This window comes from Clostridiales bacterium FE2011 (assembly GCA_017569305.1).
Classification (GTDB): Bacteria; Bacillota; Clostridia; order Christensenellales; family Aristaeellaceae; genus Aristaeella.
The window spans coordinates 1,419,507-1,436,948 of the sequence record CP069418.1; the positions used below are offsets into that span (position 1 = coordinate 1,419,507).

Consider the following 17,442-nt stretch of genomic DNA (forward strand, 5'->3'; position numbering starts at 1 on the left):
CTCCTCCGCAAGGGTCGTTCTGGACACAGTGAGGAATTCTTTCCATCTTTTCTATTTTAATATACACACAGTCATAACGCAAGCCTGCACGCAGGTGCGGAGCTCATGGACAGCCTGTCATCCTGTCAGCGATGACAGATTTCCCATAGTATGATATGATGCAGCCACAAGTATAAACGCTGCGTTGGAGGAACAAACCTATGATTGCAAGTACACCGCCCATGGGATGGAACAGCTGGGACTGCTACGGCGCCGAGGTGACGGAGGAAACCGTCCGGAAGAACGCTGAATACATGGCGAAATACCTGAAGCCTTACGGTTGGGAATACATTGTAGTGGATATCCAGTGGGCCGGGGCAAATGCGTCCGGCCACGGATATGAACCCTTTGCGGATCTGGCCATGGACAAATACGGACGCCTGCTGCCCGCCGTAAACCGCTTCCCCAGCGCCAAAGGCGGAAAAGGCTTTAAACCGCTGGCAGACTACGTCCATTCACTGGGATTGAAATTCGGTATCCACATCATGCGCGGCATGCCCCGGATTGCCGCCCATAAAAAGCTGCCGATCGAGGGCAGTGATTACACCTGTGACACGGCAGCAAATCCGCATTCCATTTGCATGTGGAATCCGGATATGTACGGCCTTCGCTGCGATCTGCCGCAGGCCGCGGCGTACTATGACAGCATTTTCCGTCTGTACGCCTCCTGGGAAGTAGACTTTATCAAGTGTGATGACATTGCCCGGGAATATCCCCACTGCCAAAGGGAGATTGAACTGATCTCCGCATCCTGCCGCAATTGCGGCAGGGACATGGTGCTGTCCCTCTCCCCCGGACCCGCACCGCTGGAGCAGGCGGAGCACCTGAAGCGTTATGCGAACATGTGGCGGATCACGGACGATTTCTGGGATGACTGGCGGCTGCTGAAGGCTATGTTTGAACGTGCGGAAAAGTGGTGCATCCACGCGGCTCCCGGACACTGGCCGGACGCGGACATGCTGCCTGTAGGCGCCCTTCGGCAATGCGACGGGCCGGGCAACTGGACCCGGTTCACCCAGGCGGAACAGCGGACAATGATGACGTTGTGGTGTATGATGCGCTCCCCGCTGATGATCGGCGGTGAGATGACAAAGAACGATGACTTCACCCTGGATCTGCTGACAAAGCAGGAAATCCTCGGGATCCTGAGCACCACCTGGTGTGCCCATCCCCTGCGCACAACGGAGGACGAAAGTGTCTGGATCGCCCCGCGCCGTGACGGAAAAGGCCTGTATATTGCCCTGTTCAACCTGAGCGATAAAAAGCGCACAATCACCGCAGGCGCCGATGAAGCAGAACTCCCCGCCTTCACGGGAACGGAGCTCTGGAGCGGAAAGGGCACCCGCAAAGCGAAGCAGCTCCGCGCCGTTCTTCCCCCGCACGATGCCGCCGTCTGGAAAATCGAATAAAAAGGGAATCAAAAACGCTGTTTCATGATTTTTTCCAAACAAAAAAGTCTCCCGAAGACAATCTTCGGGAGAGCTTTTTATTTGGACTTATTTGTTCATTGCTTCCTGCACAGCCACAGCCACAGCAACGGTCATACCGACCATGGGGTTGTTACCGGCGCCCAGGAAACCCATCATCTCCACGTGAGCGGGGACGGAAGAGGAACCGGCGAACTGCGCGTCAGAGTGCATACGGCCCATGGTGTCAGTCATACCGTAGGAGGCAGGACCGGCAGCCATGTTGTCGGGATGCAGGGTACGGCCGGTGCCGCCGCCGGAAGCCACGGAGAAGTACTTCTTGCCGGCTTCCCAGCGTTCCTTCTTGTAGGTGCCCGCAACGGGATGCTGGAAACGGGTGGGGTTGGTGGAGTTACCGGTGATGGAGATGTCAGCGCCTTCGTGCCACATGATGGCAACGCCTTCACGCACATCGTCCGCGCCGTAGCAGTTAACCTTGGCACGGTCACCGTTGGAGTAAGCAGTCTTCTTGACCACGGTCAGCGCGTGATCTTCCTTCACGTCAGCGGACAGATAGTCATACTTGGTCTGCACATAGGTGAAGCCGTTGATCCGGGAAATGATCATGGCGGCGTCCTTGCCCAGGCCGTTCAGGATAACCCGCAGGGGCTTTTTACGAACCTTGTTGGCGTTCAGGGCGATTTTGATGGCGCCTTCAGCGGCAGCGAAGGATTCGTGGCCGGCCAGGAAAGCGAAGCACTCGGTTTCCTCGTCCAGCAGCATGGCGCCCAGGTTGCCGTGGCCGATACCGACCTGGCGCTGGTCCGCAACAGAACCGGGGATGCAGAAGGCCTGCAGAGCGGTGCCGATCCACTTGGCGGCTTCAGCAGCGTTCTTGGCGCCTTCCTTGATGGCGATAGCGGCGCCCAGTTCATAGGCCCACTTCACGTTTTCAAAGCAGATGGGCTGGGTGCTCTCCACGATGGAGTAAGCGTCAACGCCCTTGCCGTTGGTAAAAGCTTTAACTTCCTCGAAGTTTTTGAATCCGTACTTGTCCAGAACAGGCTGCAGCTGAGGCATGCGGCCTTCATAGTTTTCAAACAAAGCCATTTGTCTCACACCTCCCCTTATTCCTTACGCGGGTCAATCCACTTGACCGCGCCGTCTTCAGCCTTGAACCGGCCGTAGGTGCCCAGGTTCTTTTCGTACGCTTCGTTCGGGGACATGCCCTTCTTGATGGCGTCCATCATCTTGCCCAGGCTCAGGAACTGGTAGCCGCAGACCTGATCGTCCTTGTCCAGTGCCATCTTCACAACATAACCTTCGGTCATTTCCAGGTAACGGGTGCCCTTTTCGCGGGTGCCGTACATGGTACCGACCATGGAACGCAGACCCTTGCCCAGGTCTTCCAGACCGGCGCCGATGCGCAGACCGTCATCGGAGAAGGCGCTCTGGGTGCGGCCGTACACGATCTGCAGGAACAGTTCGCGCATAGCGGTGTTGATCGCGTCGCACACCAGGTCGGTGTTCAGGGCTTCCAGGATGGTTTTGCCGGGCAGAATTTCACTGGCCATAGCGGCGGAGTGGGTCATACCGGAGCAACCGATGGTCTCCACCAGTGCTTCCTCGATGACGCCGTTCTTCACGTTCAGGCTCAGTTTGCAGGTGCCCTGCTGGGGAGCGCACCAGCCAATGCCGTGAGTATAACCGGAGATGTCTTTAATCTCCTTGGCCTGAATCCATTTTCCCTCTTCGGGAATAGGCGCGGGGCCATGATTCGGACCCTTCGCAACACAGACCATTTCTTCCACTTCTTTGGTGTATTGCATGTGAATCGGTTCCTCCTGTCTCAGGTTGATAGTATTGTTATTGGTAACCGATTAAGTATACCACATCCGCCGAATTCTGTACAACCTTTAATTCATAAAACGAACAGAGCACTGGTTCAATTCATAATTCACAATTCATAATTCATAATGATATATACTAAGTCTCTTTCCATTTGTCATACTGCACGACTTTACCAACAAAAAACCTGCAGGCAGATTTCACCGTTGCCTACAGGTTCCTTGTTTATTTAATTATGAATTGTGAATTGCGCTCAGGCGAGTTCTTTCAGCACAAGCCTGATCGCTGCGAATGCCTTCGCCGCACTGCTCCTCACGTTCTTTTCAAAGTCCGCTCCGGTTCCGTCAAACGCGTCGCTGATGCACTTGATGGACAGGCACTTCACGCCGCTTCGCTCGCATACCCGGGCAATCGCGGCCAGCTCCATTTCGCAAAGACCGCAGCCGGATTCCCGCAGGCGCAGTTTTTCGTTCCGGTCTTCCACAAATTTATCCGCGCTTGCCACAGCGATCTTCCGGATTCCGGGCATTTTCTCCGTGACCAGGTTCACCAGCCCGGCATCCAGGGGAATGAACTCATCCGGATATTCCGAGTACTGGCCTACTTTGGTTGTTCCGCCGAAGGCGGTGATATCGAAATCGTAATGCCACGCCTTCTCCGCCACAAACAGATCTTCCACCTTCAGGTCTTCCAGCAGCGCGCCAGTCACGCCGAAGTTCAGGATCAGCTCGCAGCCGTATTTCACGATCAGCAGCATGGTTCCCGCGGAAGCGTCAATCTCTCCGCAGCCAGAGCATACAGCGTAGATTTCATGTCCTTCCATCCGGGCCTTATAGATGGTTCTGCCCGCTACAATCTCTTCAGTCAGTTCTTCCCCGCTCTGCAGGAAAGCTTCCAGCTCCCGGGTAACCGCAATCAACAGACCAATCTTCATTTTCTCACCGCCCATAATATTTTTTCAGTATTCAATGTTGAAAAAAGAAGGCTGTCATCAGACAGCCTTCTTTATTTCAGAACTTACTTCTGCATCGCGGCGATCTCAGCGGCCAGGTCATCCTTCCGCTTTTCGATGCCTTCACCGCGCTCGAAGCGGCTGAACTTCACAACATCCAGCTCAGCGCCGGCAGCCTTGGCGATTTCGCCCATCAGACCCTTGATGTTCTTATCGGGATCCTTGACGAAGGGCTGCTCGAGCAGGCACACTTCCTTGTAGTACTTTTCGATACGGCCTTCGACCATGCGGTCGACGATCTTCTCGGGCTTGCCTTCGTTCAGAGCCTGGGCGCGAAGGATTTCCTTTTCCTTCTCCAGCTTCTCAACGTCCACTTCTTCGCGGCGGACAGCCTCGGGCTTGGCAGCGGCAATCTGCAGGGCCAGGTCATGAGCGAAGGTCTTCACATCTTCGCTGGCACGGCCGGCAGCATCAGCGGCAACTTCGACCATAACGCCGACCTTGCCACCCAGGTGAATGTAGGTGGAAACCACACCGGTGGTCTCGTAGCGGCTGAAGCGGCGGACGGAAATCTTCTCACCGATCGCAACGGTCGCATCGCTGACCAGGTCGGAAATGGTCTTGCTGCTGTCGTCCACGAAAGCCTGGGCCATCAGGGCGTCCACATCAGCGGGGTTGGCCAGAGCAACCTGCTTGGCAACCTTGTTGGCGAAGCCGATGAAGTTATCGGTCTTGGCAACGAAGTCAGTTTCGCAGTTCACTTCGACGATCGCACCGATGGTGCCTTCATCGTTGGTGTACTGGGCCACAACACCTTCAGCGGCGATACGGCTGGCCTTCTTGGCAGCCTGGCTCAGTCCCTTTTCACGCAGCCATTCAATGGCCTTGTCCATATCTCCGTCGCTCTCAACCAGAGCCTTTTTGCAATCCATCATGCCGGCGCTGGTGCGCTCGCGCAGCTCTTTAACCATAGCGGAAGTAATTGCTGCCATATTAATCAATCCTCTCTAATATACTTATTCTATTTGTCAGAGGTTCAAGCCGTTAATGATTAAGCTTCGGTAGCTTCCTCGGCGGGCTTCTCTTCGGCTTCAGCGGGAGCTTCTTCAGCTTCAGCTTCAACCTGCTCGCCCTGCTTGCCTTCCAGCACAGCATCGGCCAGCTTGCCGGCGATCAGCTTTACAGCGCGGATAGCGTCGTCGTTGCCGGGGATCACGTAGTCGATTTCGTCAGGATCGCAGTTGGTATCAACAATACCCACGATCGGGATGCCCAGGATGCGGGCTTCGGTCACGGCGATGTGCTCCTTGCGGGGGTCCACAACGAACAGGGCGCCGGGCAGCTTCTTCATCTCGCGGATACCGCCCAGGTTGGTTTCCAGCTTTTCCCGCTCGTGGATCAGCTTGATAACTTCCTTCTTGGGCAGCACGTCGAACTGACCGCTCTGTTCCATCTTGTCGATCTGGTTCAGGCGCTCAATACGGGTGCGGATGGTCTTGAAGTTGGTCAGCATACCGCCCAGCCAGCGGTTGTTGACATAGAACATGTTGCAGCGCTTGGCTTCGGATTCAATGGATTCCTGGGCCTGCTTTTTGGTGCCGACGAACAGGATGCTCTTGCCTTCCATCGCGATGTCGCGGACGAAAGCATAAGCTTCATCAACCTTGCGGACTGTCTTCTGCAGGTCGATGATGTAGATGCCGTTACGTTCGGTGAAGATGTACTGCGCCATCTTCGGGTTCCACCGGCGGGTCTGATGACCGAAGTGTACGCCGGCTTCCAGAAGCTGTTTCATGGAAATGACTGCCATAGGGGTTCCCTCCTTGTTATTTTCCACCCCTTTCCCTTGTGCGGCCGGCCACCGCGGTGTGCGGCACAAGCAGTCGCAGGGAAAAGGTGCGTAATCGGATGGATTTTACCATACATTTCAACCAAAAGCAAGTTTTTCTGACCTGATTTCTTTCTTTACTTTACAATGTTTTCAATGGTATAATCTGACCAGGCAAGTGGCCGGAAAAGACATTTTTACTATTAAGAATATGGAGGTAGTCATTATGAAGTGGGTATGCCCCGTATGCGGATACGTTCACGAAGGGCCCGAACCGCCCGAAAAGTGCCCCGTTTGTAAAGTCCCCGGTTCCAAGTTCATCAAGCAGGAAGGCGAGATGACCTGGGCTGCCGAGCATGTGATCGGCGTTGCCAAGGACGTTCCGGAAGAAATCAAGGCCGGTCTGCGCGCCAACTTTGAGGGCGAGTGCACCGAGGTCGGCATGTACCTGGCCATGGGCCGTGCTGCCGCCCGTGAAGGCTATCCGGAGATCGCTGAATACTGGAAGACCGCCGCTTTCGAAGAAGCCGAGCACGCCGCCAAGTTCGCCGAGCTGCTGGGTGAAGTGGTCTCCCCCAGCACCAAGGAAAACCTGCGCGTCCGCGTGGAAGCCGAGAACGGCGCCACCCAGGGTAAGACTGACCTGGCCAAGAAGGCCAAGGAACTGGGCCTGGATGCCATCCATGACACCGTGCATGAAATGGCCCGCGACGAAGCGAGACATGGAAAGGCCTTCAAAGGCCTGCTGGAAAGGTATTTCGGCAAATAATAACGGCATTTACGGCAGGGCAGGACAGAAGTCCTGCCCTGTTTTTTTGCCTGTACAATGAAAAAACATGCAAAAAAATAGGACAAAAGCGAAATAGCGGGAATTATTTTGCGGATTCAAACCTTTTATATATTGGTTAACTCTGTTATTCTTTGTCCGGAATGAGGTGTTCGTTAGAGAGTAAAAAGCATACGGAGGATGTTTTTATGAACAAATCCGATTTATTGCAAGCCCTGAAAAAGTTCTTCCTGGCGGTTCTTCCGAAATTTCTGCTTTTTTATGCGCTTGCTCCGGCACTGTGTGTCATTTTCCTTGGACAGCCCATCGGCCGGGCTGCCTGTCATTCCGGCACAGCGGTCTTTCTGGTTCTGCTGGCCGCCCTGGCCGCAGTCATCCTGAACTGGCTGGTATATAAGGCTGTTCAAAAGAAGTGGCCATCGCTCCTGGTTTATTCCTATGGCATCCTGTGCCTGCTGATCACTGCATTTATTCAGCATGAAGCGCTTCCGACGGCCAGTGCCCTTCGCACCACCCTGGCCATGGTCTGCGGTTCCCTGGCGCTGCTGTACATGCTCGTGCTCAGCCACTGGTTTGCCTCCTTCCGCGGCTCCAAGGCTGCGCTTGCGCTCGCTGTCGGCCTGCGGATCGCCTTCGGTGTGGTTCTCTTCTTCGTTCTCTGGCAGATTCTCCGGGATATTGAGATACGCCATGTCACCCGGGACACCTGGCTCACCCTCGGCATCCTGATCCTCATGCTGCTGGCTGCCGCTGCTCCCAGGCTGCGTTCTGCCTGCCGCGTTCATGCGCTGCACCGCAGGGCCACCGGCTTGGCCACGGGCACTCTCACCCGGATCATCGGGGAAACCCACCTGGATCTGGATGATGATCCTGTCACCCTGTTTCACTGCACCATTCAGTATACGGTGAATGACGTCTCCTATGAGACGCACGCAGATGCCACCCGCTTTACCCTTCGGAAATACGGCAAGGAAAATTTCCTCGGCCGGAAAATTCCCGTCTTTTATGATCCGGCAGATCCCTCTTCCGCCTATGTGAACAAGATCGACAGGCATGTCCTCGACTATCCGAAGGACGAACCCGAATTGCCGGAGGAAGGGATCCCGGCAGTCTGACATTCCCCTGCGTCAGCTTGAAATCACTATGATGATCTCTTATAATACCCGCGTTAATCATATTAATTTTGTATTCAGGAGGTGTACCGTACGATGTTCGGAACATTCATGATTGTTTTCTTTGCCGTGCTCGCTGTGCTGGCACTCATCGGCCTCTGGATGAAGAAGAAAAACCCCGCATCGAATGATCTCAGGGACCCGGACAAGGTGCTTGAAAATGCGGCCGATCTGGGCGACAGATTCAACCGCGCACGGTACCAGGAACAAGATGGACAGTAAACGTTGTTATTTCCCCGTTCTGTTATTTCTGCTGCTGCTTTTGCTGGTTCTTCCGCTTTTCGCCAGTGCAGACGGAACGACCGTTTCTTATGAAGGAACTGATTACCCCCAGGACGCCGAGTATATTGACCTCGGCAATTTTGTCGTGAAAGATTTTGACGCCTTTACCGCTTTTCTTGACCAGATGCCTGCCCTTAAACAGGTAGATATGTGGAAGAACCGGATGACCGCCGCACAGTGCGATATGCTGGCTGCCCGTTATCCCGGCATGCGCTGGGGCTGGACCATGGTCATCCGCAACCGGGACCATGAGCACCTGGTGCGTACAGACTATACCTCCTGGTCAACGCTGCATAACAATACCAGCGCCAAGCACAACAGCGAGGATTTTTCCGTGCTGAAATACTGCTGGAACCTCATGGCGCTGGATGTCGGCCACAATAACGTCACCAACCTGGATTTCCTGTATGACCTGCCTAACCTCCGGATCCTGATCGTCGCCTGCAACGCGGTTGAGGATATCACCCCTATTGCTTCCCTGAAGCATCTGGAATACCTGGAGGTATTTAAAAACAGGATCCTGGATATCTCCCCGCTGGAAGGGCTGGATCACCTGATGGACCTGAACCTGTGCTTCAACCGGATTGCGGATCTCAGTCCCGTGCTGAAGCTGCCCAACCTGAAGCGGCTCTGGATGTATTCCAGTCGGAAAGCCAACGCCGTTCCCGTCGGTGACGATGTGGACGCGATCAAGGCAGCCTTCCCGAACGCCATCATCAATACCACCCATTATTCCACCCTCGGCGGCTGGCGTATGATCACACAGCGCGAAAGAGATCCCCATTATGAAGTGATCCTGAAAAACTTTGGTGAGAACCATCTCCATCCGCGGAACGAGTACGTCCCCTTCGAAGACAGCTGGCCCTCTGACGATGTTGTCACGCAGGAGTCGGGTGAACCGCTGGAGCTGCTGGTTCCGCAGGACTTCTCGGACAAGGGCTACCTGCTTCCCGTTGATTATTCCACCGGCAGTGCTCCGAAGGCCTCCGGATACACCGGCAATAATACCTATTCCGATTCCACCATTACCGTCACCATCGGCGGCGGCGTCTATGAGGAATGTGAATACTGGACGGCTGATATCCTCCTGAAGGACGCTTCCCAGCTCCGCACCCTTGCGGCCAGCCTGGACGGTTCTTTTGAAACGACAGGCCAGATGGACGCCGTCCGGCTGGCGGAACGTGCCAATGCCGTACTCGCCATCAACGGCGACTACTTCAGCAGTAGTGAAAAGCGCGGCCTGGGATACATCGTCCGCCAGGGCACCCTGTATGAAAACAACCTGGAACCTGTCGGCAAGTGGAACGCACTGCTCATGGACGTACTCCTGGTTGATGAAGACGGCGATTTCACCGGCATCCACCAGCCCCAGGAGGGATCCGTCCCTGCGCGTATCAACGGCAAGCGCGTGCTGAATTCCTTCTCCTTCGGTCCGATCCTGGTGGAAAACGGCCGTCCCGTGGATGACTTCCGCGGCACAGACCGCTGGTTCAATATGGCCTGGATGGATTCCCGCCAGCGGATCTGCATCTGCCAGGTGGATCACCTGCACTACAAGATCGTATGCTGTGCCGGACCTTCCCAGAAGAACGGCGGCATGACCATCCGCCAGTTCGCCGATTTTGTCGCGACGCTGGATGTAAAGATCGCCTACAACCTGGACGGCGGCGATTCCACCCTGCTCTTCTTCGGCGGAAACAAAGTCAACGAGCTGGGTTATCAGTCCCAGCGGAAACTGACCGATATCATCTATTTTGCCTCGGCTGAATAATCCTGTGAGCTGGTGAACCATATGCTTTCTGCAACAACGTTGTATTGTGCGATCCTGGCACTGAGTATCCTGGTGTCAGGTTCCCTTTTCCTGCTGAGCGTCCGGAAGCACGGGCTTTCCGTGCCCCTGGCAGCGGGCATTTTTATTGCCGGCCTTGTGCTGGCTTACTTTTTTGCCAAGGGCGTCTATGTAGCGCTGAACTGGTCCGCACTGAAGGCCAACGGTGCCGGCAAATGGTTTCTGCTGGTGCCGGAACAGTTTTCCTTCGTCGGCGGCGCAATCGGTTTCTGCCTGGCGCCGGTGCTGTTCCGCGCAAAAAAGCGCAGGGAAATCCCCGCGTATCTGGACCAGCTGGCCTTTCCCGCCGGATTGTTGGCAGCCCTGATGCGGTTTGATGAAATTTTCCTGGGAGAACTGGGACTGGCAGATCTCCGCGACATCGGCCTGCAGGACATGACGGACGGGGATCTGTTTGCGCGGTTCCCCTTCGCGGTGAAGGACAGCTGGGGCGTATGGTACCTGGCCGTGTGCACCATCGCGGCGCTTATGATCCTCGTGATCATCGGCTGCATGGCGCTGCGGGCACGGAAGAGCCGCCCCCTGCCGGAGGGGCTGCGCTTTGAGCGCTTCGTCTTCCTGGTATGCGCCGTGCGGCTCTTCCTGGAGCTGACCCGGCTGGACTGCCTGATTTTCTTCTTTGTGCATGTGGACCAGGTGCTGGCCGCGGTGGTGATGCTCATCCTTTTCATCCGCGCCGGATACAGGGTGAAACAGCAGAGCGGGCATTTCCCGGGATGGGCCCTGGTGATTTACCTGATAAGCTATGTGCTGAACGGGATCATGCAGTACGCGATGGACAAGCCCTGGCATTTTCAATCCCTGCTGCCGGAGGGCGTCTACAACTGGCTTGCCTATAACCTGAGTTCCTTCGGCACCTGCGTGCTGCTGGCGACCACGATTGTAACGGTGATCCTGTACCTGTGCCTGTGCCGGAAGGAAACAAAAACCGCAGGAGAGGCTCCTGCGGCTTAACCGGCCCTACGCGTCATTATTCTCCCTGGATTTCTTCCAGGCTTCCTTATACAGCCGCTCCAGTGAACGTTCCGTTCCGGGGCGGTAGTTTTTTTGCAGGTATTCGGCAATGCTTCCCTGCACGCCGATCACCTCCCGCCGGAATTCCCGGGCGGAAGTGCGCAGCGCTTCATTGCCCAGCGCAATCAGCTGCTCCGGCCGGTCGGAGGTCACCACCCGCACCCTCGCCCGGTTCCGGGCCAGCAGGGTGGTTTTTTCAATATAGGCGTCCGCGGTCTGTGCCTCCCGGGTATAGACCACGTAGATATTCTTGTATTTTTCCGCGGATCCGGGATTCCCTTTCACCTTGTAGGCGTCAAAAACCAGGATAACCTCCCGTCCCGTCATGCCCGCGTAGTCGCACATCAGCTCCGTCAGCTGCATCCGGGCCGCGTCGAAGTTTTCCTGCACCCGGTCCTTCCACTCATCCCAGGCAAACAGCACATTATAGCCGTCCACCAGCAGGATCTCGCCCTCCGGAGCCGGCGTCCGTTTCTCCTCCGGCAGTTTTTCCGCCGGGGTTTCCTTCGGCACAGGGTTCATCAGCCGCTGGGCCTTTACCGGTCCGTAGGTTTTTTCAAAGATGTGCCGCAGGGTCTCCTCTTCCTCCGCGGTCCCCCGATACGGTGCGGCGCCGCCCGTCCGGACAGCCGGAGCGGCTTCCGCTTTTTTCCTTTCCTCTTTTAAAGGCAGGTGCATATACTGCTCCACCTGGTCCCAGGGAACCGAAACCCCGGCGCCGTGGGAGCAAAATACGGAATCCGCCGGATTCATCACGTCCCGGAGCGGATCATAGGCTTTTTCCGCAATCACCTTTTCCGCCTCCGCGCAGGGCAGGTATGCGGAAAAGGAAGCAGTCATCCGTCCCGCCCCGCCGGTCCGCGCGCTGAGATCCCTTGCATAGTTCCGACAGGCGGAAGCAGGCACCACAGCCCGAATCTTCCGGAGTCCTTCCTCCGCGTCCTCCGGTCCTTCCGGCCTGCCGCCCATCAGGGTCAGGTCGTTCATCACCCGGCCCAGGGCTTCCTGGGGTACGGTAATTTCCAGTGACAGATAGGGCTCCAGCAGTACACATCCGGCCTTCATCAGACCCTGGCGGACCGCCCGGTAGGTAGCCTGCCGGAAATCACCGCCCTCCGTATGCTTCAAGTGAGCCTTTCCGGCGATCAGGGTAATTTTCATATCCGTGATCGGGGCGCCGGTCAGGATACCCCGGTGAATCTTTTCCTGCAGGTGGGTCAGGATCAGCCGCTGCCAGTTCAGCGCCAGGTCGTCCGTGGACACGTCCGTGTCAAACACCAGGCCGCTGCCGGCGGGCAGGGGCTCCATCCACAGGTGCACCTCCGCGTAGTGGCGCAGCGGCTCATAGTGGCCCACGCCTTCAGCCGGAGCCATAATGGTTTCCCGGTACAGCACGCTGGTCTCGCCGAAGGAGATTTCAATCCCGAAGCGGTCCTTCATCTGCCGGCGGAGCACCTCCAGGTACACGTCTCCCATGGAGTGCACCCGGATCTCCCGCCGGGCTTCCACAAACTCTGTCTGCAGCAGCGGTTCCTCTTCCGTCAGCGTCTTCAGGCAGTCCAGCACCTTGTGCAGGTCTTCCCCGGGGCCGGGAATCACCCGGCAGGCATAGCAGGGGCGCAGGGTCTGCTCCCCTTTGATATATTCAGCGCCCAGGCCATCCCCGGGCATAGCTTTGCTCAGTCCTGTCACGCAGCACAGTTCTCCGGCCGCCGCCCGCTGCGCCGCGCTATATCTTGCCCCGGAATACTGCCGGATTTCGGCAATCTTTTCTGTCCAGCTGTTTTCTCCGGTGCCGCCGGTCACCTGGTCCCGGGTTTTCAGTTCCCCGCCCGTCACTTTCAGGAAGGTCAGCCGGTTTCCCTGGGGATCCCGGGCAATCTTGTACACCCGCGCGCCGAATTCCTTCGGATACTCTTTTTCCTCCGCGAACCCGGCCAGGAAATCCAGCAGCGGTTCCACACCCTCGTTCTTCAGGGCCGCCCCGAAAAAGCAGGGGAACAGCTTCCGTTCCCGGATCAGGGCGCGGATCCGTTTTTCAGGCACAGCGCCGTCCCGCAGGTACAGATCCAGGCAGGTCTCATCGCACAGGGCAGCCGCCTCTGAAGGATCTCCGGTAAAATCGGCGATCCGGTCTGACAGCGCGCCCAGCGCCGTGATTATTTCCTTCCGGTTTCCGTCATACCGGTCCATTTTGTTCACAAACAGGATCACCGGCACCCCGCTGCGCTCCAGCAGTTTCCACAGGGTCCGGGTATGGGACTGGACGCCTTCCGTGGCGCTGATTACCAGCACAGCGGCGTCCATCACGCTGATAGCCCGCTCCGTTTCCCCCGCAAAGTCGGTATGCCCGGGCGTGTCCACCAGTGTCAGATCCGTTTTCCCCCAGGTCAGCCTGGCTTCCTTGGAGAAGATCGTGATGCCCCGTTCCTTCTCCATCTGTTCCGTATCCAGGAAAGCGTCCCCGTGGTCCACCCGGCCCTGGCGGCGCACTGCGCCGCTGAGAAACAGCATAGCTTCGGACAGGGTGGTTTTGCCCGCGTCCACATGGGCCGCCAGACCCACCGTCAGCTTTCCCGCCATGGCTGTTTCCCTCCTTTTTATAGTCTTCCGGATGGACTTTGGATTCAGGTTTTGATGGCATGAAGTATATCAGTATTCCGGGGCTTTGTCCATTTGAACTCCCGCTGTTTTCACGCTTGACGAAACCCTTCCGTTCACTTATGATGGAGCCAGAAAAGAAACGGCGTTTCGCCGCTTCCAACTGAGATAAAAAGAAAGGATGAAAATCGATGAAGTACGAATGTCCCTGCGGCTATATCTATGATCCTGAAGTTGGCGATCCCGAAGGCGGTATCGCTCCCGGCACTGCCTGGGAAGACGTCCCGGAGGATTGGGTCTGCCCCGTCTGCGGTCTCGGAAAGGATGCCTTCACTCCCGTCTGAGGCTGATTATTGTCTATGAATATTGTATGTCTTGACCTTGAAGGGGTGCTGGTGCCTGAGATCTGGATTGCCTTCTCCCAGGCCAGCGGCATCCCGGAACTGAAACGCACCACCCGGGACGAGCCGGATTATGACAAGCTGATGAAGTGGCGGCTGGGCATCCTGCGGGAGCACGGCCTGGGCCTGAAGGATATTCAGGACACCATTGCCACCATCGATCCCATGCCCGGCGCGAAAGAATTCCTGGATACCCTCCGGAGTGAAACCCAGGCGATCATTCTGTCCGACACCTTTACCCAGTTTGCTTCTCCCCTGATGAAGAAGCTGGGCTGGCCCACCATCTTCTGCAATGAGCTGGAGGTCGGTGAGGACGGCATGATCACCGGTTACCGCATCCGGGTGGAAAAAAGCAAGCTGACCACCGTCAAGGCCCTGCAGAGCATCGGCTTTGAAACCATCGCCGCCGGGGACAGCTACAATGACCTGGGCATGATCCAGGCCAGCAAGGCCGGCATCCTGTTCCGCTCTACCGAGCAGATCAAGAAGGATTATCCTGATCTGCCCGCCTGCGAAACCTATGATGAGCTGCTGGCGCTGATCCGTGCCGCACTGTAAAATCATCCCGAAAGTAAAGGGAGAGTCGCAATGACTCTCCCTTTTGTTTATGTCTTTTCAGCGTCCTCTATGGGTTCCGTCCGCAGGAACCGTCCGTTTTCATCCGTGATGACGCGCCTGCCGCATTTCCAGCTGCCCAGTGCTTTCCCGTCCACACGGATTTCCGCCCTCTGCCCGTCGGACCGGATGGCGTAATGACGGTCACAGAAGGCAGCCTCATACGCACAGGGCGCGCCGCTCCCCAGGCTGAACCACACCTGTCCCAGGTGCGGATGGATGCCGTAATGGTGTGCAATATATTCAAGGCAGGCCAGCATGGTGGGGCCGTATGCGTCCTGCACCGCTTCCCCGCTGTTTTCCTCCGCCGGCTGATGATCCGACATGCGTACCAGGGAGGCTTTGCCGGTGAAGGGATCATACTGCTGGGTAAACCGGCAGCCGTTCGCGTAAACCGCGTCAATCAGTTTCCGGCCCAGCCCCGTCACCAGCCGGTTATACCCGTAGCGTTCCAGGGCAAGGATCGCCCGCTGGTAGGTGAGGCCCTCCGGCTGGCCGCTCCAGTTGTTCTCCGGCGCGTTGCGGAAAGCCGGATCATTGACCGCCACGCTGGGAAGCGGGAAAGGCGTCCGGAATTCCGCGGGATTCAGCAGGTGCTCCTTTACAAAGCGGGCCGCCATTCCCCGGGAAATGCTGCCCCAGTACATGCACCGCAGCGTATTGTGGCACAGGATGTCCACCGTTTTCCCCGTCCGGTCCCGGTCATACAGGGCGCCGCGCTTCCTGTCCCACAGCCGGCGGCGGAGCGCATCCGCCACCATACGGGCTTTCCGCTCCCAGGCGTCAGCGGACCGATCCCCCTGCAGGCGGCAGATTTCAGCCACCGTCCGGCGGGCCGCAAAGCTCCAGCTTGTCACGTCCATGCTGGCCATGGGAACCACCTGATATCCTTCCGGCGGTTCATCCCCTTCCCACCAGCAGGGCGCGTCCCCGTACCGCAGGGCCAGGTCCTCCCCCGTGTCATAGACGCAGAAGGAGGAAAGCAGTCCGTCGCCGGAAACATGGCGCGTATTCCACAGGCACCGGTCAAAGCGGATCAGGCTCTCCTTCAGCTCTGCCAGGTAATCCCTGTCTTTTCCGATTAAGTAATACAGGTTCAGGGCCGGGAAGGGAAAACAGAACCCCTGGTATTTGTTGAACTGGGGTTCCACTTTGCCGCCGGTGCACTGGATGGAGCCCGGCAGGCGCCCATCTGCCCGCTGGTGGCGCATGAACAGGGTGATGTTGTTCCGGGCCGCCTCCAGGCTGCGCAGGGCATACATCTCGCCGCCCATGGGCTGGGTTTCCAGCCAGATTTTTTCATATCCGCCGCCTTCCACCAGCACCGTATCGCCGCCGAAATCCTTCAGGTTAAAGCGGCATTTCTCTTCCGCCGCGTCATAAACACGCTGAAGCTTTTCATCCTCCGTGCGGAAAAAAACGCTTGTTTCAGGCAGCATTTTTCAGCCTTCCCTTCCGGTTTTTATTCGGAATTTCCACTGGTTGAATTCTATCATTTATTGCGATTTTTGGACAGATGCGAAAAAAATGCGCATCCCCCGAAATCCGCAAAAACCTTTATTTTTCAACAATATGCAAAATTTTAGCTTCTTCCCTTTCAGAAGATTTGCCGTCATAATGAGAGCGAAAATTGAGCAACGAAAAATCATATCGCCCCGAATACCCCGAAGGAGGATTCCTGATGAGTGTTTCCGCATCCACCCCCGCGCATCGCGGCGGACTCAGGTACAGATTTGGATTAGCCCTGCGCCGTGACTGGCAGTTGTGGGTGCTGCTGCTGCCCTGCCTGGCATTCTTCATTGTATTCTGTTATTTCCCGATGTACGGCGTACAGATTGCCTTCCGGGACTATAAAGCCGCCTTCGGCATTACCGGCAGCCAGTGGGTCGGACTGAAATATTTCGAAAAATTCTTCAACAGCTATTACTGCGGGCGGATGTTTGCGAACACCTTCCTGCTGAACCTCTACGGCCTGCTGTTCGGTTTCCCGATTCCGATCCTCCTGGCGATCATGCTGAACCAACTGAACAGCAAACGGTTCAAGGGCTTTGCCCAGACCGCCATCTATGTGCCGCACTTTATTTCCACCGTTGTGCTGGCTGGCATGATCTACCTTTTCTTTTCGCCCACCAACGGCATCATCAATCACCTGATCACCGCTGCCGGAGGGAAAAGCATCTATTTCATTATGGAACCCCAATGGTTCCGGCCGCTGTTCATCGGATCGGACATCTGGCAGAACGCCGGATGGAACACCATCCTCTATATCGCCACACTGACCAGTATCGATCCCCAGCTTTACGAGGCAGCCACCATTGACGGCGCCACCCGCTGGGAAAAGATCCGGCATATTGATATTCCCCACCTGATCCCCATCGCGGTGATGATGCTGATCCTCAACTGCGGATCGCTCCTCTCCTCCAACACGGACAAGGCCCTGCTGCTGCAGACCAGCGGCAACATGGCCACCTCGGACATCTTCGGCGTCTACGTGTACAGCGTCGGCATCGCCGCCCAGAAGGCCCAGTATTCCTACGCCTCCGCCATTGGCCTGTGCCTGAACCTGATCAACTTCGCCATCATCATGGGAGTCAACAGCATTTCCCGCAGGATGAGCGATATCAGCCTGTTCTGAGAAAGGAGGAAGA

16 protein-coding genes are annotated in these 17,442 nt (G+C 56.7%); 9 read left to right on the forward strand and 7 right to left on the reverse strand.

Features of this window, described 5'->3' with window-relative positions:
* The first annotated feature begins 200 nt into the window (after positions 1-200).
* On the forward strand, positions 201-1,448 hold the full coding sequence (locus JRC49_06615) for a glycoside hydrolase family 27 protein (GenBank protein QTE72472.1): 1,248 nt from the start codon (positions 201-203) through the stop codon (positions 1,446-1,448).
* Positions 1,449-1,535: 87 nt separating this feature from the next.
* Here JRC49_06615 and JRC49_06620 read toward each other — a convergent pair whose 3' ends face one another.
* The 5 genes from JRC49_06620 to rpsB form a co-directional block, all read right to left on the reverse strand.
* A complete protein-coding gene (locus tag JRC49_06620; GenBank protein ID QTE72473.1) occupies positions 1,536-2,555 on the reverse strand; it encodes a GGGtGRT protein in 1,020 nt (339 codons plus the stop codon).
* A gap of 17 nt (positions 2,556-2,572) precedes the next feature.
* On the reverse strand, positions 2,573-3,274 hold the full coding sequence (locus tag JRC49_06625; GenBank protein ID QTE72474.1) for a hypothetical protein: 702 nt from the start codon (positions 3,272-3,274) through the stop codon (positions 2,573-2,575).
* A gap of 272 nt (positions 3,275-3,546) precedes the next feature.
* Entirely contained in the window at positions 3,547-4,227 is a 681-nt protein-coding gene (gene mtnN / locus JRC49_06630) for a 5'-methylthioadenosine/S-adenosylhomocysteine nucleosidase (GenBank protein QTE72475.1), read from the reverse strand.
* Between the two features lie 83 nt (positions 4,228-4,310).
* Positions 4,311-5,237: an elongation factor Ts gene (locus tag JRC49_06635; protein ID QTE72476.1), complete on the reverse strand. Its 927-nt coding sequence runs from the start codon at positions 5,235-5,237 to the stop codon at positions 4,311-4,313.
* Between the two features lie 59 nt (positions 5,238-5,296).
* The gene (gene rpsB / locus JRC49_06640) at positions 5,297-6,055 is read right to left on the reverse strand and encodes a 30S ribosomal protein S2 (protein ID QTE72477.1); all 759 of its coding nucleotides are present in this window, start codon (positions 6,053-6,055) and stop codon (positions 5,297-5,299) included.
* Between the two features lie 241 nt (positions 6,056-6,296).
* On the opposite strand from rpsB, the gene JRC49_06645 reads away from it, so the two are divergent.
* The 5 genes from JRC49_06645 to JRC49_06665 all read left to right on the forward strand — a co-directional run bounded on the left by JRC49_06645 (position 6,297) and on the right by JRC49_06665 (position 11,117).
* Positions 6,297-6,842: an NADH peroxidase gene (locus tag JRC49_06645; protein ID QTE72822.1), complete on the forward strand. Its 546-nt coding sequence runs from the start codon at positions 6,297-6,299 to the stop codon at positions 6,840-6,842.
* Between the two features lie 206 nt (positions 6,843-7,048).
* Entirely contained in the window at positions 7,049-7,975 is a 927-nt protein-coding gene (locus tag JRC49_06650; protein QTE72478.1) for a hypothetical protein, read from the forward strand.
* Positions 7,976-8,068: 93 nt separating this feature from the next.
* On the forward strand, positions 8,069-8,254 hold the full coding sequence (locus JRC49_06655; GenBank protein ID QTE72479.1) for a hypothetical protein: 186 nt from the start codon (positions 8,069-8,071) through the stop codon (positions 8,252-8,254).
* Complete coding sequence (locus tag JRC49_06660; protein ID QTE72480.1) at positions 8,244-10,085, forward strand: phosphodiester glycosidase family protein; 1,842 nt, start codon at positions 8,244-8,246, stop codon at positions 10,083-10,085. The genes JRC49_06655 and JRC49_06660 overlap by 11 nt, the downstream gene beginning before the upstream one ends.
* A 21-nt stretch (positions 10,086-10,106) precedes the next feature.
* On the forward strand, positions 10,107-11,117 hold the full coding sequence (locus JRC49_06665) for a prolipoprotein diacylglyceryl transferase (protein QTE72481.1): 1,011 nt from the start codon (positions 10,107-10,109) through the stop codon (positions 11,115-11,117).
* A 6-nt stretch (positions 11,118-11,123) separates the two neighbouring features.
* Here the strand turns inward: JRC49_06665 and JRC49_06670 are convergent, their stop codons facing one another.
* Positions 11,124-13,760 (reverse strand): TetM/TetW/TetO/TetS family tetracycline resistance ribosomal protection protein, encoded by a 2,637-nt coding sequence (locus tag JRC49_06670; protein QTE72482.1) that lies wholly within the window; start codon positions 13,758-13,760, stop codon positions 11,124-11,126.
* A 209-nt stretch (positions 13,761-13,969) separates the two neighbouring features.
* Between JRC49_06670 and JRC49_06675 the strand changes: the two genes are divergently transcribed.
* Both JRC49_06675 and thrH read left to right on the forward strand, forming a co-directional pair.
* Positions 13,970-14,122: a rubredoxin gene (locus JRC49_06675; protein ID QTE72483.1), complete on the forward strand. Its 153-nt coding sequence runs from the start codon at positions 13,970-13,972 to the stop codon at positions 14,120-14,122.
* A 15-nt stretch (positions 14,123-14,137) separates the two neighbouring features.
* Positions 14,138-14,737, forward strand: coding sequence for a bifunctional phosphoserine phosphatase/homoserine phosphotransferase ThrH (thrH, locus tag JRC49_06680; GenBank protein ID QTE72484.1), 600 nt, complete (start codon positions 14,138-14,140; stop codon positions 14,735-14,737).
* 47 nt (positions 14,738-14,784) lie between these two features.
* Here the strand turns inward: thrH and JRC49_06685 are convergent, their stop codons facing one another.
* A complete protein-coding gene (locus JRC49_06685) occupies positions 14,785-16,233 on the reverse strand; it encodes a hypothetical protein (GenBank protein ID QTE72485.1) in 1,449 nt (482 codons plus the stop codon).
* A 242-nt stretch (positions 16,234-16,475) separates the two neighbouring features.
* Between JRC49_06685 and JRC49_06690 the strand changes: the two genes are divergently transcribed.
* The gene (locus JRC49_06690; protein QTE72486.1) at positions 16,476-17,429 is read left to right on the forward strand and encodes a sugar ABC transporter permease; all 954 of its coding nucleotides are present in this window, start codon (positions 16,476-16,478) and stop codon (positions 17,427-17,429) included.
* Positions 17,430-17,442 lie beyond the last annotated feature (13 nt).